Raw genomic sequence first — 23179 nt, 5'->3', positions numbered from 1 at the left:
CTTAGCTCGCCCGCGCGACCGCGTCTGCGATCCAGCGCCGCACCGCTGAAATCCGCCGGTCCCGCGCCTGCTCGGTGCGGGAGACCAGATAGATCGTCTCGTGATGTGCCGGCTCGAACGCAAACGGCGCCACCAGCCGCTTGCCGAAGCCCGGCCGCGCCTTGATCAGGGGCGCCAACGCCAGCGCCACGCCGAGCCCATGCTCGGCGGCTTCCAGCATCGCCGGCACGCTGTCGAGCCACAGATGCCCGCGCGGGGCGAGATGCGGCAGCCCGGCCTCCTTCAGCCAGGCCGGCCACGCCCGCGGTTGCGTCGTGACGTGGATCAGCACCTCGCGCGACAGGTCCGCAGGAGCCCGAAGCCCTGCCTTGACCAGCGCCGGCGTGCAGACCGGCAATCCCCTGACCTGGACTAGCGGCTCGACCTTGAGCCCGGCGGCGTGTTCCCGGCCGTAGCGGATCGCGACGTCGACACGGGAGCCGTTGAAGTCGGCATATTGATGGGTGGCCTCGATCCGCAGTGTCAGTTGCGGATGGCGCCGCTTGAACTCCGGCAGCGCCGGCAGCAGCACCGCGCTGGTGAAGAACGGCAGCGAGCTGATCCACAGTTCCCCGCCGGTCTCGCCGCGTTGCCGCAGCATGTCGCGGCTCGCCTCGTCCAGCGTCGCCAGCGCCGCCGACACCTTTGCAAGGTAGCGTTCGCCGTCCGCGGTCAGCCGCACCGAGCGCGCGCCGCGGACGAATAGCCTGGTGCCGAACTGCTGTTCCAGCCCGCGGATCTGGTGGCTGATCGCCGACGGGCTCAGCGACAGGTCGCGGGCGGCGCGGCGGAAGCTGAGTTGCGTCGCCGCACGCTCGAAGGCGAGCAGTGCCGAAAGCGGCGGGATGACCCGCGGATCGGGAGCATCCAATGGGTGAATCCTGTTCACCTCGAGTGATGAATGGCCTTTTGTCATAGCCGCTATACTTGGATCAGATTGGCCGAACGCTCAATCCCGCTCACCTCAGGACCACTCGCCTTGGCCATCTTCGAACCTACTGCCACGCCGCATCACTGGAGGCCCGCCGCGCTGGCGGCCGGGCCGTTCGCTGGCCTTCAGGGCGGCGCGGTCGCGAGCCTCCTGACCGCCGAGGTCGAAGCCATGGCCAACGCGCGCAACTGGGGCACCGCGATCTCGGCATCGGTCTGGTTCCTGCGGCCGACACCGATGGCGGAATTGCGCACGCATGTCACCGTGGTGACCGAAGGCGGCCGGGTCAGCGTCGTCGACAACACGCTCTGGCCGGCCGGCGAGGCGCAACCCTGCGCGACCGTGCGGGTGACGTTGTCGCGCGAACGTGCGGTCGAGGTCCACGGTTTTCAGGCCAGTACGGCCGACCCGGTCGATCCCATGCGCTTTCCGTTGCGCAGCCCGCACGCCGTCCACGGCCGCAGTTGGTTCATGGACGCGATGGAGGCTCGGGCCGGCGGCGACGTCGCCTGGTTTCGCATGCATCATGAGGTGATCGCGGATGCCGGCCCGCTCGCGCGCGTGCTCGGTCCGGCCGACTGGACCCACGGCATCGCACGCCCGGTGCAGAACGCGGTGGCTGATCCCAATCCGAACCTCGCGGTGCAGCTGTTCAGGCCGCCGCGCGGCGCGTGGATCGGCATCCGCGCCGAGGCCCGCTGGCGCCCGGAGGCCGGGCTTGGCATCGGCTGCGGGGTCTTGCTCGATGTCGACGGCGAGATCGGCCGGGTCGCGATGTCGGTCGTTCTCGTGCCCTTGCCGAGAAGTGCGTCCGCCGCAGGCCCGGGTTCCGCGACCGGTTAACCCTAATTATTCCGTCAACTGTCTGTGGGATCACAAAAATAGACCGCGAACCATGCTTTGGTTGGGGCGACTTAAAATGGACGGTGGTCGCAAACGTCTATACAACGTGGTGATCACGTAACTCTTTTGTTTTGCAGAGATCGGTTTTTATGGCAGCCGCGCCCGCTGTCCGGCGTTCCGAACTGGCTGAGGCGCTGCGCGCATGCCGCAGTGCCTTCATCGGCGTCGGCCTCATCAGTTGCATGATCAACCTGCTGTATCTGACAGGTTCAATGTTCATGCTGCAGGTCTATGACCGCGTGCTGCCGAGCCGCAGCGTGCCGACCCTGGTCGGCCTCGTCGTCATCGCGGCCGTGCTCTACATCGCCCAGGGCGTGCTCGATCTCTTGCGCGGACGAATTCTCGGCCGCGTCGGCACTTCGCTCGACGAGGCGCTCAATGCGCGGGTGTTCGACACCATCGTGCGGCTGCCGCTGATGGCCGGCAATCGCAGCGAGGGCCTGCAGCCGCTGCGCGATCTCGACAATATACGCTCCTTCCTCGGCAGCATGGGCCCCGGCGCGTTCTTCGATCTGCCCTGGTTGCCGTTCTACATGCTGATCTGCTTCGCGTTCCACTGGCTGCTCGGCGTCACGGCGCTGGTTGGCGCGATCATCCTGGTGACCCTGACGCTGATCACCGAATACATGTCGCGAACACCGGCCAGGGAAGCGATGTCGCTCGCGGCGCGGCGCAACGATCTCGCCGCCTCCAGCCGCCGCAATGCCGAAGTGCTGGTGGCGATGGGCATGGCCGGGCGGATGAACAAGCGCTGGAACGAGGCCAACGAGGAGTATCTCTCCGGCAACCAGCGTGCCAGCGACGTCACCGGCGGGCTCGGTGCGGTCGCCAAGGTGCTGCGCATGATGCTGCAATCGGCCGTGCTCGCGGTCGGTGCCTATCTCGTGATCCACCAGGAGGCCACCGGCGGCATCATCATCGCCGGTTCGATCCTGAGCGCGCGGGCGCTGGCGCCGGTCGATCTTGCGATCGCGCATTGGAAGAGCTTCGTCGCCGCGCGGCAGAGCTGGCAGCGCCTCAACCGCCTGCTGCAGCAGATTCCGGCGCGGCCGACGCAGACGCTGCTGCAGCCGCCGGAGAAGAAGCTGACGGTCGAGGCGGTGACCATGGTTGCGCCGGGCGACCAGCGTCCCATCGTGCAGGACGTCAGCTTCGCCGTCGAAGCCGGCAGCGGCGTCGGCGTGATCGGCCCGAGCGGGTCCGGCAAATCGTCGTTGATCCGGGCGCTGGTCGGCGTCTGGGTGCCGGCGCGCGGCAAGGTGCGGCTCGACGGTGCCGCGCTCGACCAATGGTCGTCGGACGAACTCGGCCGCTATGTCGGCTATCTGCCGCAGGACGTCGAACTGTTCGCCGGCAGCGTCGCGCAGAACATCTGCCGGTTCGATCCCGACGCCAAGTCCGACGGCATCATCGCGGCGGCCAAGGAGGCCGGCGTGCATGAGATGATCATCAAGATGCGCGAGGGTTACGACACCCAGGTCGGCGAGCAGGGCACCGCTCTCTCCGCCGGCCAGGCCCAGCGCGTGGCGCTGGCGCGTGCGCTCTACGGCAGTCCGTTCCTGATCGTGCTGGATGAGCCGAACTCCAACCTCGACAGCGAGGGCGACGAGGCGCTGACTCGCGCGGTGCGCGGCGCCCGCGAGCGTGGCGCCGTCGTCATCGTGGTCGCGCACCGGCCAATCGGCATCGAGGGCGTCGACCAGCTGCTGGTGCTGAAGGACGGCCGCATGCAGACCTTCGGGCCGAAGGAAACCGTGCTGGCGCAGGTGCTGCAGCGCGCCGCCCCGCCGGTGCCGACGCCGATCAAGATCGTTGCCGATGCCGGGGCGACCAAGTCATGAACGACCGCATGACCGATCAGCCGCGCAACGCACATGCTTCGATCCGGAAGCACCTCGTGGTCGGCCTCGCCGTGGTTCTGGTGCTGGGCGGCGGCGTCGGCGGCTGGGCGGCGGCGGTGCCGATCTCGGGCGCGCTGATCGCGCCGGGCTCGGTGGTGGTCGATACCAACGTCAAGAAGGTGCAACATCCGACCGGCGGCGTCGTCGGCGAAATCCTTGCGCGCGACGGCGACACGGTGAAGGCGGGCGATGTCGTCGTGCGTCTCGACGAGACTGTCGTGAAGGCGAGCCTTGCGATCGTGGTCAAGACGCTGAACGGCCTCTATGCGCGCGCGGCCCGGCTCCAGGGCGAGCAGCAGGCGCTCGACAAGATCGCGTTTCCGCCGCAGCTCACCGAGCAGGCGAGGGATCCCGACGTTCGCGATATCATGACGAGCGAAACCAAGCTGTTCGAGGTGCGGGTCAACGGCCGCACCGGCCAGAAGGCGCAGTTGCGCGAGCGCGTGACCCAGCTCAACGAGGAGATCGCGGGCCTGCAGGCGCAGGAAGCCGCCAAGGACAAGGAGATCGCGCTTGTGCAGCAGGAACTGGTCGGCGTTCGCCAGCTCTATGAGCAGCATCTGGTGCAGCTCACCCGCCTGACCACGCTGGAGCGCGACGCGGCGCGTCTCGCCGGCGAACGCGCGCAGTACATCGCCTCGCGCGCCCAGGCCAAGGGTAAGATCACCGAGACCGAGCTGCAGATCATCCAGGTCGACAAGGACATGCTGTCGGAAGTCTCGAAGGACCTGCGCGAGACCAACGACAAGATCGGTGAGTTCGTCGAGCGCAAGGTCACCGCCGAGGATCAGCTTCGGCGCATCGAGATCCGCGCGCCGCAGGACGGCGTGGTGCTGCAATCGACCGTCCACACCGTCGGCGGCGTCATCACCGCCGGCGATGCCATCATGATGATCGTGCCGAAGGCCGACGATCTGTCGGTCGAGGCCAAGGTCAATCCACAGGACATCGACAAGCTGCAGGTCGGCCAGAAGACGCTGTTGCGGCTCTCCGCCTTCAACCAGCGCACCACGCCCGAGCTCAACGGCGTCGTCACCCGCGTTTCCGCCGACACCACCACCGACCAGCGCACCGGGCAGAGCTACTACACCATCCGCGTCTCGATGCCGCCGGAAGAGGTCGCGCGCCTCGGCAGCGAGGTGAAGATCATCCCGGGCATGCCGGTGGAAGCCTTCGTCCAGACCGGCGACCGCACCATGCTGTCGTATCTGATGAAGCCGTTGAGCGACCAGTTCATGCGCTCGTTCCGCGAGAAGTAGGGTTCGCGAATATCCCTCCACACGTCGTCCCGGCGTAAGCCGGGACCCATAACCACCGCGGATCGTTGCAGCACACGGCCGTGGCCCCAGCGATCTTCAACGTTGGCAGTCGTGGTTATGGGTCCCGGGTCGCGCTTCGCTTGCCCGGGACGACAGTGGAGAATTAGCGCGACAGATTCCTCAACAACAACTCCAGCGCCGCCTTCGCGAACGCCTGCATGTTCGCGGCCCGGTCGCCGCTTCCGGTCTCGAGCGTGATCACCTGCTGCTTCGGACCTGCGATCGCCATGCAGCTGTGGCCGGCGGCATCGCCGTAGCGGTTGCCGGTCGGGCCGGCGGCGCCGGTCTCCGACAATCCCCAATCGGTCGATAGCCGTTCGCGGATCTGCCGCGCCAGCAGTTGCGCGTAGGGCTCCGACGACGAGCGGAGACCGCGCATTGCGTCATCCGGAATATCCATCAGTGCGCGCCGCGCATCGCGGGTGTAGATCACGCCGCCGCCGAGGAAGTAGGCCGAAGCGCCGGGTACTGCGAGCAGCGATGCCGAGATCAGCCCGCCGGTGGATGATTCCGCGACCGCAATCGTCTGCTTGTTCGCGATCAGTTTGGCGGCGACCTGCTCGGCGATGGATGTGAGTGCGTTCATCGGCGCTCTTTCTCGTTGCTTGCCATGAAATTCCTGTAGGGCGTTCTGCCTTCCTAGCACACCACACCAGTCCCTGCCGAGTTGCGGATCGCGGCCCGGCCTGCTTGAATATCGGACAACAACCAGCCCGCGCCTCGCGCGTTGTCGTGAGAGCGTATGCAGAGGAAACTCGTCGAGGAAACCTGATGACGTCGCCGATCTCGGGCGGCGTGGATTGCGATCTGCATCCCGCCGTGCCTCACCTCACCAGCCTGCTGCCATACATGAACGATTACTGGCGCGACCAGGTGACGACGCGCGGCATGACCGACCTGGTCTCGCAATCCTATCCCACCAACTCGCCGATCTCGTCGCGGCCGGACTGGCGGCCCGCACAAGGCAAGCCGGGCTCGAGCCTCGCCGACATGCAGCACCAGGCGCTCGACCGGTTCGGCACCGCCTATGGCATCTGCAATCCGCTCTACGGCGTGCAGATGGTGTTCTCCGAGGACATGGCCGATGCGTTCTGCCGCGCGCTGAACGACTGGCTGGTCAAGGAATGGCTCGACAAGGACGATCGCCTGCGCGGCTCCATCGTGATCCCTGTGCAGAGCATCGAGAAGGCGGTCGCCGAGATCGAGCGCTGTGCGCAGGACCAGCGCTTCGTGCAGGTGCTGATGCTTGTCATGGGCGACATGCCGCTCGGCAAGCGTCACTACTGGCCGATCTACGCGGCGGCCGAACGGCTGGGCCTGCCGATCGGTATCCATGCCGGCAGCGCCTATCACAACCCGCCGACCTCGGTCGGCTGGGGCTCCTATCACATCGAGGACTATGTCGCGCAGGCGCAGGCGTTCCAGACCCAGCTCACCAGCCTGATCGTCGAGGGCGTGTTCGCGCGCCACCCGAAGCTGAAAATGGTGATGCTGGAATCCGGCTTCACCTGGCTGCCGCCGTTCCTGTGGCGGCTGCACAAGTTCTGGCGCGGCGTGCGCATGGAGACGCCGTGGGTCGACCGGGCGCCGCTGGAAATTGTGCGCAGCAACATCCGCTTCTCGCTGCAGCCGGTCGACGCGCCGCCGGAACCCGAGACGTTGAACCGGCTGTTCGACCATATGCAGTCGGACGAATTGCTCCTATTCTCGACGGACTATCCGCACTGGCAGTTCGACGGTAACGAGGTGCTGCCGCGGGGGTTGTCGCCGGAGTTGGTCCGCAAGATCATGATCGACAACCCGCATGCGACCTATCCGCGGCTCAAGGTGGGGCATGATCCCGAAAAGCGGCCTCCGGTTTTCGGACAAGGTCATGCCCAGAACTGAAGAGGAGACGACGCGATGAACATCCAGCTTCGGGAGCGCCCGGACGCGGCATCGTCGACCGGCATCAAGACCGCGATCGCGGATTGCGACATTCATCCGGCGCGCGCGACCAAGGACGAGCTGTATCCTTATCTGGCCAAGCGCTGGCACGCGCATCTCGAAACCTTCGGCATCCAGGCCTATCAGGGCATGATGGAAGGCCCGCCCTATCCGAAGGCGCAACCGAACGCGTCGCGCCGCGATGCCTATCCGCCGGAAGGCGGCCCGCAGGGCTCTTCGCTGTCCTTCATGCAGAAGCAGCATCTCGATCCCAACAATGTCGCGCTCGGCGTGCTCAACCCGCTCGCCACCGGACAAGGGCTCCGCAACCAGGATCTCGCCGGCGCGGTCTGCTCGGCGATCAATGACTGGCAGATCGAGAAATGGACCAGCAAGGACTCCCGGCTGAAGGGTTCGGTCGTCGTCGCCAATGAGGATGGCGTGTCGGCCGCCGCGGAAATCCGCAAACGGGCAGGGGACAAGAATTTCGTTCAGGTGCTGCTGCTGAGCCGTAACGTCGAGCCGCTTGGCCAGCGCCGCTACTGGCCGATCTATGAGGCGGCGCAGGAGGCCGGCCTTCCGATCGGCGTGCATGCCTTCGGTTTCGGCGGCAACCCGATCACCGCCTCGGGCTGGCCAAGCCACTACATCGAGGAAATGGTCGGCCATTCGCAGTGCCAGCAGACCGCGCTGGCGAGCCTCGTGCTCGAGGGTGTGTTCGAGCGCTACCCGAAACTGAAGATGGTGATGGTCGAGGCCGGCTTCGGCTGGGCGCCGTCGCTGGCGTGGCGGCTCGACAAGGTGTTCGCGCGGCTGCACAGCGAGGTGCCGCATCTGAAACGCAAGCCGTCGGAATATATCCGCGATCACATCTGGTGGACGACGCAGCCGATGGAGGACCCGGAGAGTCGCGACCATCTGTTCCAGACCATCGAGTGGATCGGCTGGGACAAGTTGTTATTCGCGACCGACTACCCGCACTGGGATTACGACGAGCCGTCGCGCGTGCTGCCGGCCGGCGTCAGCGACGCCAACCGCCAGGCGTTCTATCTCGACAATGCCAAGCAGCTTTACGGCGTCTCTTAATGGCAAGACATGTGATCGCTCCGGTGGACGAGTTGCCGCCGGGTTCGCGAAAATTCCTCGAGATCGACGGGCGGCCGATCGCCGTCTTCAACGTCAAGGGTGAGTTCTTCGGCCTGTTGAACCGCTGCCCGCATCAAGGTGCGGCGCTGTGCGAGGGGCCGCTGATCGGGCTCGCATCGTCGTCCGATCCCGGCGAGATCGAATACACCAAGCTCGGCGAGATCCTGCGCTGTCCTTGGCACGGCTGGGAGTTCGATATCCGCACCGGCCAGTCCTATTGCGATCCGCGCCGCTTCCGCGTGCGCGCCTATCCCGTCAGCGTCGAGCCGGGCACCAATGTGGTGAAGGGGCCGTATGTCGCCGAAACCATCAAGGTTGCGGTGGAAAGCGACTACGTGGTGGTCGATCTATAGCGATCATCGGGTCTGAAACCAGGTTCACCGGAGGCAGTCGGTGAGCATCATGCGAAGCCTTCTCTTGCGCGCGTTTGGACGGCCACAGGGCCTGTTGGGCAGGCTGGGCGGCATGGTCATGGCGCACATGAACGCCGACTGCGGGGCGTGGGTCACGGATCTTCTTGAGTTGAGACCGAACGACCGTGTGCTGGAAGTCGGCTTCGGTCCCGGCGTGGTCATTCAACGTTTGACGAATGCGATCCCGGCGGGCTCAATCGCGGGCGTCGATGCGTCGCCGGAGATGGTCCAGCAGGCCCGGGCACGGAACGGCGCCGCGATTCAGGATGGTCGTGTCGACCTGCGGCTGGGCTCGGTGGAGCACTTGCCATTCGATGACGGCAGCTTCGACAAGGTACTGGCGATCAACTCGATGCAGGTTTGGCCGGACGCGATCACAGGGCTGCGGGAGATAAGGCGAGTTACGAAGCCGGGCGGCCGGGTCGCGCTCGGCTTCACGTCCCATTCCGGGCAGCCCAAGGATGGGGTGGCGGACAGACTTGTGGCCGCGGGTTTCACTGCGGCTCGCCTGGTGGACGCGGAGCAGCGGTTTTGTGCCCTGGCGACGAAAACGTCGTAGGGCGGGTCGGCAAGGCGTAATTCACTCCGCCATCATCTGCCGCTCCCGCGCGTAGCGCACCAGCGCGACGAAGCGGTAGATGCCGTGCACGAATTTTCCGTAGGGCATGGTGATGAACAGCGCGAACACCACGCCGAGATGCAGGGCCAGCAGCGGGCCCATCGCGGCGCTCTCGCGCCACAACAGCAAGGCAAGGCCGGTGACGCTGGTCAGGAACAGCATCAGGATGAACGCGGTGTCCATGCCCATGGCCCGCTCGTCGACCAGCACGCGGTCGCGCTTCCATTTCTCCGACAAGAGCCCGATCGGTCCGACGACGAGGCCGATGCCGCCGAGTGTGCCGAGCACGACCGGCAGGTCCCACCATGCATAGGGCGCCTCGCGCGCCAGGAGGTAGTGGTAGAGCGTGCCGACGCAGGTCGCGGCGAAGCACAGCGCGAAGCCGTAGAAGGTGAAGTGGTGATACAGCTTGCGGCGGTCGGTCGGGTGGTCGTCCTCGTTGAAGCAGCCGACGCCGCCGCCGTCGAGATAGCGCAACTCGCCGGCATCGCGGACCGCCTGCAACAGCGATTTCGCATCCGTCGTCATGCCGACGGGCTCGCCGATATCGCGCCAGAATGCGCGCACGCCCATCGCCAGCGCGACAATCGCGTAGAGCAGGGCGGCACCGAACAACAGCGCCATCGCATTGTGTGGCATCAGCTTGTAGAACGCGCCGGGCCCGGTGTGGATGCCGGTGAGCACGCCGCGGTCGTTGAGCGCGGCGAAGCCGAAGATGAAGGCGGCGACGCTAAGCGCCGCGATCACGCTGATGACGAGGCCGTTGCGGGCGAACGCACCGGCAAATGCGCGCGGCCAAGCATAGGTGGCGTAGGATTCGGCGCGCGCCACCGCGAGCGTCTTCGGCACGTTGACGTTGAACTCATGTGGCGGCGAGAACTGGCAATCGGTGTAGCAGGCGCCGCAGGCATGGCAGAGGTTGGCGAGGTAGTTGAGGTCGCCGTCGGAGAAGGCGCGGCGCATCTCCATCGCAGGAAATACCGCGCACAGGCCCTCGCAATAACGGCAGGAATTGCATACCGTCATCAAACGGTCGGCTTCCTGCAATGTCCTCGTTCCGTGCATCGCGTATTGCTCTTTGTTTGACGCGTTTTCTTGAACCGGTTCCCACTTCGCTTGAAAACGCTATGTTACTTCTTCGCCAGCCCCTTGCCTTCCAGCCATGTCTGGATCAACACTCCGCCGGGCGTAAAGGTGACCTCCTTGACCGGCTTGCCTGATATCTCGACGAGGCGACCGCCGACATGGAATGAGCCCATGTCGCGCAGCGCGATCGGCTCGGCGGCGCGGCTCGTGGCGGAGGCCATCAGGATAGCCGCAGCGATTGCAAGGCGTGACATTCGTCCTCCGATCTTCCCCTTCTCCTCGCGTGCGGGGAGAAGGTCGGGATGAGGGGGCTCTCCAAGCACCGTGCTCTTGGAGATTCTCCCTCACCCGTATCGCATCTTCGATGCGATACGACCTCTCCCCGCAGGCGGGGCGAGGTAAGCAAGGCGGTATCAGTTCCGCGCATTCTTCGCCGCTTCCCGTCCGGCGACGCGGCCGAACACGCTGCCGATGGTCATGCCGATGCCGGCGGCATAGCCCTTGCCGAGCACGTTGCCGGCCATGATCTCGCCGGCGGCGAACATGTTGGCCGACGGCTTGCCGTCCTTCATCAGCATCCGCGACTGCTTGTTCACGCGGGTGCCGAGATAGGTGAAGGTGATGCCGGGCCGCACCGGATAGGCGAGATAGGGCGGCGTCTCGATCCTGCGCGCCCAATGCGTCTTCGCCGGCGTGATGCCTTCGGTCCGGCAGTCGTCGAGGATGGTGTGATCGAACGTGCCGGGCTGCACCGCGGCGTTGAAGTCGGTGATGGTCTTTTCCAGCGCGGCCGCGTCGAGCTCGAGCTTGCCGGCGAGCTCGGCGATCGTCGCGCCCGCGATCGGCGGAAACAGCGTCGGCATGAAGCTGGTCACGACAGTCGAATCGAAGATGATGTAGGCGATCTGGTCCGGCTGCGCGGCGACCAGGCGGCCCCAGATCGCGTAGCGCTTCGGCCAGATGTCCTCGCCCTCGTCGTAGAAGCGCTCGGCATGCTTGTTGACGACGATGCCGAACACCACGGAGTCATGCCGCGTGATGATGCCACCGTCGAACTTCGGCGCGCGGGCGTCGATCGCGACCGCGTGGCACTGCGTCGGATCGCCGATCTCCTGCACGCCCTTGGCCAGCAGCATCTTCAGGATCGCGCCGCGATTATAGGGCGTGCCGCGGATCAGGAAATTGTCGGCGGCCTCGCCCCAATATTCCTTCAGCCATTCGATATTGGCCTCGAAGCCGCCGGCGGCCGCGACCAGCGTCGAGGCGCGCACCTCGGTCCGGCCGCCGACCGGTTGCTTCAGCTGCGCCGAGAGAAACATGCCGTGCTCGATATTCAGATCGATCACTTCGGCATCGTAGAGGATATCGACGCCGAGCTCCTCGGCGGTGCGATACAGCGCGTTCAGCATCGCACGGCCGCCGCCGAGGAAGAACGAGTTGGTGCGGCCGAGGCTGAGCGTGCCGCCGAGCGAGGGCTGCCAGCGCACGCCCTGCTCGACGATCCAGTTCAATATGTCCTTGGACTCGTGGATCATGAAGCGGGCCAGTTCCTCGTCGGTCTGGCCGCCGGTCACCAGCAGCAAATCCTTCCAGAATTCCTCCTCGGTGTATGGACCGGTGAGGATCTCGGTCGCCGCGTCATGGGCGCAGCGCATGTTGCGGGTGTGGCGAGTGTTGCCGCCGCGGTAGAACTTCGGGGCGCCTTCCAGCACCAGCACAGAGGCGCCGGCGCGCCGTGCGCTGATCGCAGCGCAGAGGGCAGCGTTGCCGCCGCCGATCACCAAGACGTCGAACCTGCGCGTCAGATCAACCATGCGCTCTTGTTATCGTTGTTGGCATGGAAAGCAACATGCCGGGGCAGGCGATCGGCCTGCCCCAATTGCATGCTGAAGATCAGGCCGCCACCGTCTCGCGCTGCTCGACGGTCCGGCCGCCCCGATAGACGATCAGGGCCGCGATGATGCCGAGCGCCGCGCCGAACATCAGCCAATAGGCCGGAGAGGCCTTGTCGCCCGTACGTGCGATCAGCGATGTCGCCGCGAAGGGGGTGAAGGTGCCGAACAGGCCCGCTGCCAGCGCGAACGCGATCGAGAAGCAGGTGGTGCGGACGTGCGCGGGCACGATCTCGACCAGACATCCCAGCATCGTGCCGCTGTAGACGCCGAAGTAGAACGACAGCATCATCTGGACCGCCAGCAGCTTTCCGAGCGTGGGCTCGTGCGAGAGCCAGGACAGCGCCGGGTAGGCGGTCACGAACGACAGGCACGCAATCGCGATCAGCACCGGCTTGCGGCCGATCCGATCCGAGAGGGCCCCTCCGACCGGATTCCAGATGAAATTCGTCACCGCGACGAGCAGGGTTACGAGCAGGGTTCCGGTCGCCGAGAGATGGAGCTCCTTGCCGAAGCCGGGCGCGTACACCGTGATGAAATAGAAGGTCGTGGTGGTCAGGACCGCGATCATCATGCCGAGGATGACGATGCGCCAGTTCGCGAGCGCCGAGGCGAACACTTCGCTCGCGGTCGGATGTTTCTTCATGGCCAGAAAGACCGGAGTTTCCTCGAGCGACCGCCGCAGCATGAAGATGACGGGAATGATCAAACATCCGACAAAGAACGGGATACGCCATTTGGCGATGCCGCCCATGGCATCCAGGAACGTGTCGCCCGGAATGGCTTCTCTCAATATGAAGCCGAGGATCGCTGCGACGAAGATCGCCACCTGCTGGCTGGACGATTGGAACGAGGTGTAGAAGCCGCGATTGCCGGGTGTCGCGATCTCGGACAGATACACCGACACGCCGCCGAGTTCGACGCCGGCCGAGAAGCCCTGGATCAGGCGGCCGACCAGGACGATGATCGGAGCGGCGATACCGATCGCGGCATAGCCTGGACAGAACGCGATCACGACGGTGCCCAGCGCCATCAATGCGAGCGTCACGATCAGGCCCTGCCGGCGGCCGATGCGGTCGATGTAGGAGCCGAGCACGATGGCGCCCACGGGGCGCATCAGCGCGCCGAGCCAGAACACGCCATAGGCATTGAGCAGTGCCGCGGTCTCGTTCTGGGCGGGAAAGAACGCCTTAGCGATGTCCTGCGCATAGAAGCCGAACAGGAAGAAGTCGAACTGTTCGAGGAAATTGCCGCTGGTCGCGCGCAGGATGGCGCCGAGGCGCGATTTGACTTGCGGGACTTGCGATGAACTCGACTGCGACATAGCGCCCTTTCCTCCCCGTGGCAAAACGGCCGGCGCAAATTGTCTCGCCGGCCAAGGCAGTTGACTGCCGTATGCGGCAATTTGGCACGCCCGTCCGGCGTGACCAACCCGAAATCGCGCCGCCGCTATCGGAAAAAAGCCGTAGAGACTGCGTGCGCCGCATCAGGCCGCGGTATGCGCCGTGGCGCCGAGCCAGGAGCGGAATGCCGACAGCTTCGGTGAATCGGCGCGGCCCTGCGGTGTGACCAGGTAGAACCCGGCGTCCGCTGGCAGTGCGATCTTGAAGGGAACCACGAGACGGCCCTTGGCGATGTCGTCCTGCACATAGGAGGTGCGGCCCATCGCGATGCCGATGCCGTCGATCGCGGCCTGGATCGTCACGAACAGCAGGTCGAAGGTCACCCCCGGCTGCTTGGAGATGTCGGTCGCAAGGCCCGCCGCAGTCAGCCACAGCCGCCAGTCGTCGCTGTTGGCGTTACTGGTGTGCAGCAGCACGTGATCCCTGAGGTCTTCGGGGCATTTCAGCGGTCTGGTTCCCTGCAGCAGCGATGGGCTGCACACCGGAAACAGCTCATCCGCCATTAGCCAGTCGGCGCGCAGGCCCGCCCATTGGCCGCGGCCATAGCGGATCGCAGCGTCCACCTTGTCGCGCTGGAAGTCGACCAGGCTGGTCGAGGTGGTGATGCGGACGTCGATGCCGGAATGCGCCTCCTGGAAGGCGGACAACCGCGGCAGTAGCCACTTGGCCGCAAGCGATGCCAGCGTCGAGACGGTGAGCACGTGATCGTCGTCGCGGCGCAGCAGGCGGTCGGTCGCGAGCCTGAGGTCATTGAAGGCGGCGCGGATACCGGGGAGGTATTCGGCAGCCTCCGGCGTCAGGCTCAGCGAGCGGTTCTGGCGGATGAACAGGCGGACGCCGAGCTCTTCCTCGAGCCGCCGGATCTGATGGCTGATCGCGGTCTGCGTCACATTCAGCTCGGAGGCCGCCAGCGTGAAGCTCATGTGCCGTGCGACGGCCTCGAATGCCCTGAGGCCGTTCAGCGAAGGCAGGCGGCTGGTCATCTCTGGTACGTCTCCAAACGCATGACTTTAATTCATGCGAAGCGGTACAAAGTGTCGTTTGTGAACGGGCCGAATAGCTCCGATATTACCGCCAACAGGTTACCGATAGGAGCCGCAAATGTCCATTTTCACCCATGAATCGATGACAAATCATCATACGCCGGGCCTTTTGCATCAGGTCGGCGAGACCCTTCACGTCTGGTGGGAGCGCTATGAGCGCCGCCGCGAGCTGTCGCAGTGGACCGAGCGCGACCTGCACGACATCGGCATGTCCCGCAGCGACGTCGTATTCGAGACCGAGAAGCCGTTCTGGCGGGCCTGAGGAGGACGCCTTTGCCGGCGCCGCCTCTATGAGGGGCGCCGGCCAATTTTCACCGAGGAGCGTGTCATGACTGCGCTGCATCTCGACGATCTCAAGCAATATTCTGACGTGCTGCGCGCCAAGAACGGCAGCGAGATCAAGGTGCGCTTCGTCGAGCCGCGCGACCGCGAGGAGCTGCAGAGCTACATCCGCTCGCTCTCCGCGGGGTCCCGTTACAACCGCTTCCTGGGTGCGTTGAACGAGCTGCCGAAGACGGAGCTCGAGCGTTTCGTTCACGTCGGCGAGGCTGACCGGTTCACGGTGGTCGCGTCGATGCTGGTCGATGGTTTCGAGACCATCGTCGGCGAAGCCCGCTACGCCTTCCATGCCGATACGTCGAGCGTCGAGTTCGGCCTGTCGATCGATGACCGGTGGCAGGGCCACGGCATTGGCAAGGCGCTGCTCAAGAATCTCGAATGCCGCGCGGCGTCCTTTGGAGCCGAGCGCATTTTCGGCGACACGTTGCGGTCCAACGCGACGATGATCGGCCTCGCCCGCAAATCGGATTACGCCTTCACTGCTAGCCCCGGCGACTGGAAGCTGGTGCGCTTCTCGAAAGAGATCCACGTTGAACCGCAAGACATTCCCTGTGCCAGCTGGCGGCTTGCCGCCACTTCCCGCTTGGCCGCGATGTCCTCGCTTGCGGTTTGACTGACTAGGCCCGGTTCTGGCCCCTCCAGAACCGGGCCCTTTTCTTTTTGAATGCTGTTACGGCTTGCTTCGCTGTCGCCTCTCCCACAAGGGGAGAGGTGACTTCAAAGGCGCTACGCGGCTAGCTCCCCCGGAACACTGGCTTGCGCTTCTCGATGAAGGCCTGCACCGCCTCCTTGTGATCTGATGTCGTGGTCAGGCGGATCAACCGCTCGGCCTCGTGGTCGCGTGCGGTGGCGAAGTCGAACTGCAGTGCTTCGTCGAGATTGTCCTTCATGTAGCGCAGCGCCAAGGTCGGGCCTTCGGCGATCGACTTTGCCAGCGCAAACGCCTCGTCGTGCAATGCCTCGTCCGGCACCACGCGGTTGACGAGGCCGATTTGCTCACACCTTGCCGCATCGACCTTCTCGGAGGTGAACATCAGCTCGCGGGCGCGCGAGGTCCCGACCAGGCGCGTCAACAGCCAGGCCATGCCGTAGTCGCCGCTCAGCGCCACGCGCAGGTAACCAGTCGAGATGAAGGCGGATTGCGCCGCGATCCGGATGTCGCAGGCCATCGCGATCGCAAGGCCAGCGCCGACCGCGGGGCCGGGCAGTGCGGCGATGGTCGGCTTGCGCACCGAGGCGAGCGCGCCGGTGAGCAGGCGCTGGCGCTCCTGCAAATCCGCGACCTTGTCCTCATAGGACATTTCGAGCTTCTTCGGGTCGCGATTGGCGCCCATGCCCTTGACGTTGCCGCCGGCGCAGAACGCCTTGCCGGCACCGGTGACCAGCAGCACGCCGACCTCGGGATTCTCGCCGCAGGTTCGGATCATCGTGCGCAACGCCGGCGTCAGCGTGTCCGACAGCGAATTGCGGGCATCCGGGCGGTTCAGCGTGACGATGGCGACGCGGTCGCGGATCACGCAGAGCAGTTCGTCGGTGCCGGTTTCGATCTTGATTTCAGCGGTCATGTTTCCTTCCCCTGTTTCCTTCGTCATTGCGAGGCGCGAAGCGCCGAAGCAATCCACTTCACCGCTTGTGGTGGATGGATTGCTTCGCTCCGCTCGCAATGACGAGTGCGGCGGATGGTGCCCGTGAACGTTACGCCGCTTGCATGATCTCCGTCATCTCAAAACTTCTCAACCCAGGGCCGCAATTCCAGCTCCCAGGTCCAGGCGCTGCGCGGCTGTTGCAGCACGTTCCAGTAGCTCAGCGCGATCGCGTCGGGATCGAGCATCGAGTCCGGCTTGTCGGCGGGCTCGGTGCGGGCGGCGCTGCGGATGCCGCCGTCAATCACGAAATGCGCGACATGGATGCCCTGCGGCGACAATTCGCGCGCCATGCTCTGCGCCAACCCGCGCAACGCGAACTTGCCCATCGCGAACGGCGCCGATTGCGCGTAGCCCTTCACGCTGGCGGAAGCGCCGGTGAGCAGGATCGCGCCTTTCTTGTTGGGCAGCATCCGCTTCGCCGCCTCTTGCGCCACCAGGAAGCCGCCGAACGCCGAGACCGCGATCGCCTGCTCGACCTCCGAAGGCACCAGTTCAACGAACGGCCCGCGCGAGCGGCCGGAGGCGTTGTAGACCACGATATCGGGTGTTCCGATCTCGCGCTCGACCAGACCAAACAGACGCTCGACATCCTCGGCCTTGGAGGTATCGCAGGCATAGGCCTTCGCACCGGTTTCGGTGCAGAGCGCGCCGAGCTTCTCGATGCTGCGGGCGCCCAGCGCCACGCGAATTCCCTCCTGCGAAAATAGCCGCGTCAGCGAGGCGCTGAGGCCCGCGCCGGCGCCGACGATCAGGGCGATCTTGTACTTTGGAATATCCATTGGGCTTTCCTTTGCTCGGCCGGAGGAGGATAGTCGTGCCCAAACAAATGAGCACCGCAGCCGGGAATTCAATGCAGCCGCACAAGCAGGATCCGAAAACGTCGTCCGCCAGTCAGCCGGGCCTGCTGGCGCCCGATACGACGGGAATGAATTTCTACCGGGCCGATCCCGCGCTGACTGATCTTCTCAAGCTGCATCTGCCCGAGGCGTTGTTCCGCCACATCGAGCCGCATCTCGACCGGCTCGGCGGCCTGGCCGGCGGCTACCTCGACGAATGCGCGCGGCTTGCCGACCGGCACACGCCGGTGCTGCACCAGCGCGACAAGTTCGGCCGCGACGTGCAAACAATCGAATATCATCCGGCCTATCGCGAGATCGAGAACGCCGCGTTCGGCGAGTTCGGTATTCATGCGTTGTCGATCCGCAAGGGCATCATGGGCTGGCCCGACAAATATCCAGTCGTCGCCAAGCACGCCTTCACCTTCCTGTTCAACCAGACTGAATTCGGCATGGGTTGCCCGATCAACGTCACTGACGGCTGCGCCAAGCTGCTCAATAATTTCGGCAGCGAGGCGTTGAAGGCGAAATATCTCGACGGCCTGACCCAGACCGACATGAGCAAGCTGACCCAGGGCGGCCAGTTCATGACCGAGAAGGAGGGTGGATCCGACGTCGGCACGCTGACCACGCGCGCGGTGCAGGACGGCGACCACTGGCGGCTCTACGGCGAGAAATGGTTCTGCTCGAACGCCGACGCGAAGGTGGTGATGCTGCTGGCGCGGCCGGAAGGTGCGGGGCCGGGCACGAAAGGCGTCGGCCTGTTCCTGATGCCGCGCTTCCTCGATGACGGCTCGCAGAACCACTACCGGATCGTGCGACTGAAGGACAAGCTCGGCACCCGCTCGATGGCGTCGGGCGAGATCAAGTTCGATGGCGCGATCGCCTACGCGGTCGGCAAGCTCGACCGCGGCTTCGTGCAGATGGCCGAGATGGTCAACTCGTCGCGACTGTCCAACGGCGTGAAATCGACCGCGCTGATGCGTCGCGCCTGGCACGACGCCGTCACCGTGGCGCGGGGCCGCGTGGTGTTCGGCCAACGCATCATCGATCTGCCGCTGGCGCGGCGTCAGCTGATGAAGATCATGTTGCCGACCGAGCAGGCGCTGTCGATGAGCTTTCTGACCGCCGACGCGCTCGACCGCGCCGAAGCCGGTAGCCAGGACGCGGCGGCGCTGCTCCGCATCCTGACCCCGACGTTGAAATTCCGCGCCACCCGCGATGCCCGCAAGGTCTGCGGCGACGCCATGGAGATGCGTGGCGGCATCGGCTACATCGAGGAATTCGTCACGCCGCGGCTGCTGCGCGATGCCCATCTCGGCTCGATCTGGGAGGGCACCGGCAACATCGTCGCGATCGATGCGCTGAAGCGCGCGGTCGGACGTCATGGCGCTGACAACGCGCTCGCCGCCGATCTGCACGCGCGGCTCGATGACAGCGCCATTGTGCCGCAGGCCTGGCGCAACCGGCTGCGTGAGCTCAGCGACCGCGCGATTGGGTTTGCACGCGAGGTCGCGGGCCGCATCGACAATGAGGGCGACGCGCGGCGTGCGACAAGTCTGCTCTATCATGTCGCAAGCGCGGTGGCGCTGGCATGGGAAGGCGGACGCATCCATGAGATGCGCGGCGACGCGCGCCGGTTGTTGCTGTCGCGGATGGTGGTCGATCACCGCGTGATGCCGGGCGATCCGTTCCGGCTTGCGGAAAATACCGTTCAGCGCAGGATGACCGAGCACCTGCTCGGCGATCGCGCGATCGGCATGGCCGAGGTTGGCGAATTGCTCGTCGCAGCGTAGGCTGCGCACGAGCGCACTTTTCAAACAATCAAAAACGTCAAGGGAGACCCCGATGAAGGCCGCCGTCCTGCATGAAGTCAATCAGCCGCTGGTGATCGAGGATGTCAGCGTGCCCAATCCGGGGCCGCGCGAGGTCCTGATCCGCACCGCGGTCGCGGGCCTCTGTCATTCCGACCTGCATTTCATGGAAGGGCTTTATCCGCATCCGCTGCCTGCGGTCCTCGGCCATGAATCGGCCGGCGTGGTCGAGAAGGTCGGCTCCGACGTCAATTACGTGAAGCCCGGCGATCACGTCGTGACTTGTCTGTCGGTGTTCTGCGGCACCTGCGACAACTGCACCACCGGCCGCACCGTGCTCTGCACCGACACCACGGTGAAGATGCTTCCCGGCGCCTCCAATCGGCTGTCCTGGGGCCGGAAGGAGAAGCTCAACCAGTTCCTCAATCTGTCGTCGTTCGCCGAGCAGATGCTGGTGCACGAGAATGCCATCGTCAAGATCAAGAAGGAGATGCCGCTCGATCTCGCCGCACTGATCGGCTGCGGCGTCATCACCGGCTACGGCGCGGTGGTGAACACCGCGAAGGTGACCGCCGGCGAGACCGTGGCCGTGATCGGCTGCGGCGGCGTCGGCATGGCCGCGATCAACGGCGCGCAGATCGCCGGCGCTGGCCGCATCATCGCCATCGACACCAACCCGGCCAAGCTGCAGCTTGCGACCAAGCTCGGCGCCACCGACATCGTCGACCCGGCCCGCGGCGACGTGGTCCAGCAGGTGCGCGAGATCACCGGCGGCGGCGTGCAGCACTCCTTCGAGGTGCTCGGCCGCAAGGACACCGCCGAGCAGGCCTTTGCCATGCTGGCCGCGGGCGGCACCGCGACCATCGTCGGCATGATCCCGTTCGGCCAGAAGATCGAGCTGCACGGCTTCGACTTCCTGCGCGAGCGCCGCATCCAGGGTTCGTCGATGGGCTCCAACCACTTCCGTGTCGACATGCCGCGCCTCGTCGACTTCTACATGCGTGGCAGGCTGCATCTGGAAGATTGGATCTCGGCCAAGCTGAAGCTCAGCGAGATCAACGAGGGCTTTGCCAACATGAAAGCCGGCAAGACGCTGCGCAGCGTGATCATGTTCGATAGCTGAGATTGTGTCGTCCCGGCTCTAGTCGCGCAGTTGCGCACGTGAGCCGGGACCGATACGCCGTGGCTGCGCTTTGGACACAGGGGGCGGCCGACTTTCCTTGCTCACCAAAGCAGCAGTGGTTATGGGTCCCGGCTTTCGCCGGGACGACGGTTGAGATTGTGATCGGGTTCACCGCGCGACGTGCGCGGACACCGCGAGCCATTTCCCGTTCTGCCTCGCCCAGCAATCGGTGTAGCGGCCATAGGCCTGTTCGCCGTCCGCGGTGGTGTAGCTCGTGCGGGCGTGGATGATGGCGAAATCGCCGAGGATGCGGATCTTGACGTCCTCGGCCTTCAGGCCCTTGATCTTCACCGGGATCGCCGTCTGCTTCAGGAAGGCGGCGCGGTCGACCAGGCTCTTGTCGGGATTGGAGCAGTAGAAGTCCTGCGCCAGGATTTCATCGAAGCGCTTGACGTCGCAGTTCTGCACCGAGTCGACGTAGTCCTTGTTGAGTTTCGTCAGCTCTTCGAGGTCGTTGCTCATTGGTTTCCTCCCTGGTCCCTTCGACATTACGAGGCGCCAACGGGTCGCGCGAACGCGCGCCCGATGACAGGCTCGGCGACGAAGCAATCCATGCCTCCGCATGTGCGGATATATGGATTGCTTCCGCCTTCGCCAAAGGCTTCGGCGGACAAGTCGCTTCGCTCGCAATGACGGCGCGCGTCACTCAATCGTTGAACATCTTCGGCGGCGCGAAGCCGCCGAACTCGCGCTCGATCAGCTCGGCGAGCTTCAGCGGCGTGCGGTCCTCCAGCATGGGGCCGACGATCTGCACGCCCACCGGCAATCCGTCGGGCGCAAAGCCGGTCGGGATCGCGGTGGAGGGCAGGCCGGGCAGGGTCGCGATACCGGGCCAGGCGAGCTGATCGGTGTAGACGTGCGGCTCGCCATCGATCGAAATCCGCCGCTGCTCCTGGTCGGGCGCGTGATCGTGCGGATAGGCCGGCGTCGGCATGATCGGGCAGATCACCGTGTCAAACGATTTGAACAGCTCGCGCCATTGCGCGCGCAGTCGCGAGCGGGCGTAGGTCGCCTGCACCCAGTCGCGATGGCTGAGCGCGATACCGCGGAGCCGCTCGGCCTGCAGGCTGTTGTCGCTGACAGGCAGCGTGGCCGCTGCGGCGCAGGCGCCGGCATAGACCTCCGGCGGGAAGGACGCCGCAAGGAACGACAGCAGCATCCGCATATAAAGCCGCGAGGACGTCGCGAAATCCGGCAGCAGCGGGCTCGAACGCGATACCTTAGCGCCGGCCTTGTCGAGATTGCTGGCGAGCTTGTCGATGCTGCCACGAACCGCTCTGTCGGTCGGCAGCATCGGATCGGTGTCGATGACCAGGACGCGGAAATCCTTCAAGTTGGTATGCCGTGCCGCCGGCAGTTCGAGCTTGTAGGCCTTGCCGGCATCGAGCGGATCGGGGCCGGCCATCACGTCGAGCAGCAGCGACAGGTCGGCCGCGCCGCGCGCCATCGGGCCAATCACCGCAAGGTCGCGCTCGTAGATGATCGGCGGCGCCGGCGGTGCGGTGTGGCCGCGCGACGCCAGCAGATTGAAGGTCGGCTTATGCGCATAGATGCCGCAGTGGAAGCCGGGCACGCGCAGTGAGCCGCCGATGTCGGAGCCGAGCGACAGCGCGCCGTAGCCCGCGGCAAGTGCCGCCGCCGATCCGCCGGAGGAGCCGCCCGGCGTGCGGCCGAGGTCGTAGGGGTTGTTGGTGGTGCCGTAGATCTCGTTATAGCTCTGCCAGTCGGCGAGCCCGACCGGCACGTTGGTCTTGCCGAGGATCACGCCGCCGGCATCTTTCACCCGCGTGATCGCGAGCGCGTCCTCGGTCGGCGTAAAATCCTTGTGCGGCGGGAAGCCCCAGGTGGTCGGCAATCCGGCGACGTTGAAGGATTCCTTCACCGTCATGGGAATGCCGAGCAGCGGCCTGTGCTCGCCGCGCGCGATTGCGGCATCGGCGGCACGGGCGGCAGCGAGGCCGCGCTCGAAATCGCGCACGCAGACCGCGTTGACCTTGCCGTCATGGCGCTCGATGCGGCCGATCGCATCCTCCGCGAGCTCCACGGCCGAAACCTGCTTGTTGCGCAGCGCCTCCGACAATTCGACGGCGGTCTTGAAACTCCATTGCGATTTGGCCACGGCGTGCTCCCTGATTTTGGCGGATCATGCGCAGAATGGAGCAGTCGGGCAAGGCCGGCTTGATCGCGATTGCGCCGACAACCTAGCCCGGGAGCATACGCTGCATGATGCGGTCGCGGTAGATCAATAGGTGCACTAGCGCTGTCGCGACGTGGAGGCAGATCAGCACGAGAAGGGACCATTCAGCGGCCTGATGCAGGCCATCGATCGCCTTCCCTGCCGCCGCATTGTCCGAGGCCAGCATAGGCAGCGGCATCATGTATAGAAACGAGACGGTCCAGCCGCGAAATGATGCAAACAGCCAGCCGCTGACGGTCGTTGCCAGCACAAGAACATAGAGCATCCAGTGTACGGCTTCCGAGCTCAGCCGTTGCCAGGCCGGAAGCGTACTCTCCGGCGCAACCGGATGTGTCAATCTCCAGATGAACCGAACCAAGATCAGAACCAGGATGATGATGCCGAACGAAATGTGAAAGGTCATGGCGGCGCCAGGCGCCTGGCCGCGATGAATGTCCGGCATCAGCCAGCCAATCGGATATTGCACGGCCAGCAGGGCGACGATCACCCAATGCAGCAGCTTCGCGGTGGTGCCGTAGTGCGGACGGTCGGTCATGGACTCCT

The 23179-nt window shown here is 65.2% G+C and carries 23 protein-coding genes; 11 read left to right on the top strand and 12 right to left on the bottom strand.

Features of this window, described 5'->3' with window-relative positions; translation table 11 throughout:
* Position 1: 1 nt before the first annotated feature.
* A complete protein-coding gene (locus tag CK489_RS05435) occupies positions 2 to 910 on the bottom strand; it encodes a LysR substrate-binding domain-containing protein (protein WP_095731551.1) in 909 nt (302 codons plus the stop codon).
* 108 nt (positions 911 to 1018) lie between these two features.
* Here CK489_RS05435 and CK489_RS05430 point away from each other — a divergent pair, with 108 nt between their 5' ends.
* The 3 genes from CK489_RS05430 (at position 1019) to CK489_RS05420 (ending at position 5033) form a co-directional block, all read left to right on the top strand.
* The gene (locus tag CK489_RS05430; RefSeq protein ID WP_095731550.1) at positions 1019 to 1813 is read left to right on the top strand and encodes an acyl-CoA thioesterase domain-containing protein; all 795 of its coding nucleotides are present in this window, start codon (positions 1019 to 1021) and stop codon (positions 1811 to 1813) included.
* 149 nt (positions 1814 to 1962) lie between these two features.
* Positions 1963 to 3714: a type I secretion system permease/ATPase gene (locus tag CK489_RS05425; protein WP_095731549.1), complete on the top strand. Its 1752-nt coding sequence runs from the start codon at positions 1963 to 1965 to the stop codon at positions 3712 to 3714.
* Entirely contained in the window at positions 3711 to 5033 is a 1323-nt protein-coding gene (locus CK489_RS05420) for an HlyD family type I secretion periplasmic adaptor subunit (RefSeq protein WP_095731548.1), read from the top strand. Before CK489_RS05425 ends, CK489_RS05420 begins: the two co-directional genes overlap by 4 nt.
* Before the next feature lie 163 nt (positions 5034 to 5196).
* Here the strand turns inward: CK489_RS05420 and CK489_RS05415 are convergent, their stop codons facing one another.
* Positions 5197 to 5679, bottom strand: coding sequence for a CinA family protein (locus CK489_RS05415; protein WP_095731547.1), 483 nt, complete (start codon positions 5677 to 5679; stop codon positions 5197 to 5199).
* 185 nt (positions 5680 to 5864) lie between these two features.
* On the opposite strand from CK489_RS05415, the gene CK489_RS05410 reads away from it, so the two are divergent.
* From CK489_RS05410 to CK489_RS05395, 4 genes are read left to right on the top strand one after another with little or no spacing between them, the layout of a single operon-like run.
* On the top strand, positions 5865 to 6980 hold the full coding sequence (locus CK489_RS05410) for an amidohydrolase family protein (protein WP_095731546.1): 1116 nt from the start codon (positions 5865 to 5867) through the stop codon (positions 6978 to 6980).
* Between the two features lie 15 nt (positions 6981 to 6995).
* Positions 6996 to 8105 carry an amidohydrolase family protein gene (locus CK489_RS05405; protein WP_095731545.1) on the top strand — a complete coding sequence of 370 codons (1110 nt, stop codon included), beginning with the start codon at positions 6996 to 6998 and terminating at the stop codon, positions 8103 to 8105.
* A complete protein-coding gene (locus CK489_RS05400) occupies positions 8105 to 8518 on the top strand; it encodes a Rieske (2Fe-2S) protein (RefSeq protein ID WP_016846808.1) in 414 nt (137 codons plus the stop codon). Before CK489_RS05405 ends, CK489_RS05400 begins: the two co-directional genes overlap by 1 nt.
* A 49-nt stretch (positions 8519 to 8567) precedes the next feature.
* Positions 8568 to 9137: a class I SAM-dependent methyltransferase gene (locus CK489_RS05395; protein WP_245350284.1), complete on the top strand. Its 570-nt coding sequence runs from the start codon at positions 8568 to 8570 to the stop codon at positions 9135 to 9137.
* Between the two features lie 21 nt (positions 9138 to 9158).
* On the opposite strand, the gene tcuB is transcribed toward CK489_RS05395, so the two are convergent.
* The 5 genes from tcuB to CK489_RS05370 form a co-directional block, all read right to left on the bottom strand.
* On the bottom strand, positions 9159 to 10262 hold the full coding sequence (gene tcuB / locus CK489_RS05390; protein ID WP_095731544.1) for a tricarballylate utilization 4Fe-4S protein TcuB: 1104 nt from the start codon (positions 10260 to 10262) through the stop codon (positions 9159 to 9161).
* 65 nt (positions 10263 to 10327) lie between these two features.
* Positions 10328 to 10537 carry a hypothetical protein gene (locus tag CK489_RS05385; protein WP_245350261.1) on the bottom strand — a complete coding sequence of 70 codons (210 nt, stop codon included), beginning with the start codon at positions 10535 to 10537 and terminating at the stop codon, positions 10328 to 10330.
* A 159-nt stretch (positions 10538 to 10696) separates the two neighbouring features.
* Positions 10697 to 12097 carry an FAD-dependent tricarballylate dehydrogenase TcuA gene (tcuA, locus tag CK489_RS05380; protein WP_198960836.1) on the bottom strand — a complete coding sequence of 467 codons (1401 nt, stop codon included), beginning with the start codon at positions 12095 to 12097 and terminating at the stop codon, positions 10697 to 10699.
* Between the two features lie 79 nt (positions 12098 to 12176).
* Entirely contained in the window at positions 12177 to 13499 is a 1323-nt protein-coding gene (locus CK489_RS05375) for an MFS transporter (protein WP_050629521.1), read from the bottom strand.
* Positions 13500 to 13661: 162 nt separating this feature from the next.
* Entirely contained in the window at positions 13662 to 14561 is a 900-nt protein-coding gene (locus CK489_RS05370; RefSeq protein WP_095731543.1) for a transcriptional regulator GcvA, read from the bottom strand.
* Positions 14562 to 14679: 118 nt separating this feature from the next.
* Here CK489_RS05370 and CK489_RS05365 point away from each other — a divergent pair, with 118 nt between their 5' ends.
* Positions 14680 to 14883, top strand: coding sequence for a DUF1127 domain-containing protein (locus CK489_RS05365; RefSeq protein WP_198960835.1), 204 nt, complete (start codon positions 14680 to 14682; stop codon positions 14881 to 14883).
* 66 nt (positions 14884 to 14949) lie between these two features.
* Positions 14950 to 15573, top strand: coding sequence for a GNAT family N-acetyltransferase (locus CK489_RS05360; protein WP_095731542.1), 624 nt, complete (start codon positions 14950 to 14952; stop codon positions 15571 to 15573).
* A 121-nt stretch (positions 15574 to 15694) separates the two neighbouring features.
* Here the strand turns inward: CK489_RS05360 and CK489_RS05355 are convergent, their stop codons facing one another.
* Both CK489_RS05355 and CK489_RS05350 read right to left on the bottom strand, forming a co-directional pair.
* On the bottom strand, positions 15695 to 16525 hold the full coding sequence (locus tag CK489_RS05355; RefSeq protein ID WP_095731918.1) for an enoyl-CoA hydratase: 831 nt from the start codon (positions 16523 to 16525) through the stop codon (positions 15695 to 15697).
* A gap of 158 nt (positions 16526 to 16683) precedes the next feature.
* The gene (locus tag CK489_RS05350; protein WP_095731541.1) at positions 16684 to 17385 is read right to left on the bottom strand and encodes an SDR family NAD(P)-dependent oxidoreductase; all 702 of its coding nucleotides are present in this window, start codon (positions 17383 to 17385) and stop codon (positions 16684 to 16686) included.
* 71 nt (positions 17386 to 17456) lie between these two features.
* Here CK489_RS05350 and CK489_RS05345 point away from each other — a divergent pair, with 71 nt between their 5' ends.
* Together CK489_RS05345 and CK489_RS05340 are read left to right on the top strand one after the other, a co-directional pair.
* Entirely contained in the window at positions 17457 to 19238 is a 1782-nt protein-coding gene (locus tag CK489_RS05345; RefSeq protein ID WP_095731540.1) for an acyl-CoA dehydrogenase family protein, read from the top strand.
* A gap of 52 nt (positions 19239 to 19290) precedes the next feature.
* The gene (locus tag CK489_RS05340) at positions 19291 to 20379 is read left to right on the top strand and encodes a Zn-dependent alcohol dehydrogenase (RefSeq protein WP_050629527.1); all 1089 of its coding nucleotides are present in this window, start codon (positions 19291 to 19293) and stop codon (positions 20377 to 20379) included.
* 168 nt (positions 20380 to 20547) lie between these two features.
* Here CK489_RS05340 and CK489_RS05335 read toward each other — a convergent pair whose 3' ends face one another.
* The 3 genes from CK489_RS05335 to CK489_RS05325 all read right to left on the bottom strand — a co-directional run bounded on the left by CK489_RS05335 (position 20548) and on the right by CK489_RS05325 (position 23171).
* Positions 20548 to 20901: a nuclear transport factor 2 family protein gene (locus CK489_RS05335; protein WP_050629528.1), complete on the bottom strand. Its 354-nt coding sequence runs from the start codon at positions 20899 to 20901 to the stop codon at positions 20548 to 20550.
* A 184-nt stretch (positions 20902 to 21085) separates the two neighbouring features.
* A complete protein-coding gene (locus tag CK489_RS05330; RefSeq protein WP_095731539.1) occupies positions 21086 to 22558 on the bottom strand; it encodes an amidase in 1473 nt (490 codons plus the stop codon).
* Between the two features lie 82 nt (positions 22559 to 22640).
* On the bottom strand, positions 22641 to 23171 hold the full coding sequence (locus CK489_RS05325) for a cytochrome b (protein ID WP_050629530.1): 531 nt from the start codon (positions 23169 to 23171) through the stop codon (positions 22641 to 22643).
* Positions 23172 to 23179 lie beyond the last annotated feature (8 nt).

Origin of the sequence: Bradyrhizobium sp. UFLA03-84, assembly GCF_002289535.1 — a bacterium.
GTDB lineage: Bacteria > Pseudomonadota > Alphaproteobacteria > Rhizobiales > Xanthobacteraceae > Bradyrhizobium > Bradyrhizobium viridifuturi.
The sequence above is the reverse complement of the archived record's forward strand: the minus strand, read 5'-3'. Positions and strand labels throughout refer to the sequence as shown.

Coding starts and splice junctions, on each gene's coding strand:
- CK489_RS05425 (WP_095731549.1), top strand. CDS start 1,963: ATGGCAGCCGCGCCCGCTGTCCGGCGTTCCGAACTGGCTGAGGCGCTG.
- CK489_RS05420 (WP_095731548.1), top strand. CDS start 3,711: ATGAACGACCGCATGACCGATCAGCCGCGCAACGCACATGCTTCGATC.
- CK489_RS05415 (WP_095731547.1), bottom strand. CDS start 5,679: ATGAACGCACTCACATCCATCGCCGAGCAGGTCGCCGCCAAACTGATC.
- CK489_RS05410 (WP_095731546.1), top strand. CDS start 5,865: ATGACGTCGCCGATCTCGGGCGGCGTGGATTGCGATCTGCATCCCGCC.
- CK489_RS05405 (WP_095731545.1), top strand. CDS start 6,996: ATGAACATCCAGCTTCGGGAGCGCCCGGACGCGGCATCGTCGACCGGC.
- CK489_RS05400 (WP_016846808.1), top strand. CDS start 8,105: ATGGCAAGACATGTGATCGCTCCGGTGGACGAGTTGCCGCCGGGTTCG.
- CK489_RS05395 (WP_245350284.1), top strand. CDS start 8,568: ATGCGAAGCCTTCTCTTGCGCGCGTTTGGACGGCCACAGGGCCTGTTG.
- tcuB (WP_095731544.1), bottom strand. CDS start 10,262: ATGCACGGAACGAGGACATTGCAGGAAGCCGACCGTTTGATGACGGTA.
- CK489_RS05385 (WP_245350261.1), bottom strand. CDS start 10,537: ATGTCACGCCTTGCAATCGCTGCGGCTATCCTGATGGCCTCCGCCACG.
- tcuA (WP_198960836.1), bottom strand. CDS start 12,097: ATGGTTGATCTGACGCGCAGGTTCGACGTCTTGGTGATCGGCGGCGGC.
- CK489_RS05375 (WP_050629521.1), bottom strand. CDS start 13,499: ATGTCGCAGTCGAGTTCATCGCAAGTCCCGCAAGTCAAATCGCGCCTC.
- CK489_RS05370 (WP_095731543.1), bottom strand. CDS start 14,561: ATGACCAGCCGCCTGCCTTCGCTGAACGGCCTCAGGGCATTCGAGGCC.
- CK489_RS05365 (WP_198960835.1), top strand. CDS start 14,680: ATGTCCATTTTCACCCATGAATCGATGACAAATCATCATACGCCGGGC.
- CK489_RS05360 (WP_095731542.1), top strand. CDS start 14,950: ATGACTGCGCTGCATCTCGACGATCTCAAGCAATATTCTGACGTGCTG.
- CK489_RS05355 (WP_095731918.1), bottom strand. CDS start 16,525: ATGACCGCTGAAATCAAGATCGAAACCGGCACCGACGAACTGCTCTGC.
- CK489_RS05350 (WP_095731541.1), bottom strand. CDS start 17,385: ATGGATATTCCAAAGTACAAGATCGCCCTGATCGTCGGCGCCGGCGCG.
- CK489_RS05345 (WP_095731540.1), top strand. CDS start 17,457: ATGCAGCCGCACAAGCAGGATCCGAAAACGTCGTCCGCCAGTCAGCCG.
- CK489_RS05340 (WP_050629527.1), top strand. CDS start 19,291: ATGAAGGCCGCCGTCCTGCATGAAGTCAATCAGCCGCTGGTGATCGAG.
- CK489_RS05335 (WP_050629528.1), bottom strand. CDS start 20,901: ATGAGCAACGACCTCGAAGAGCTGACGAAACTCAACAAGGACTACGTC.
- CK489_RS05325 (WP_050629530.1), bottom strand. CDS start 23,171: ATGACCGACCGTCCGCACTACGGCACCACCGCGAAGCTGCTGCATTGG.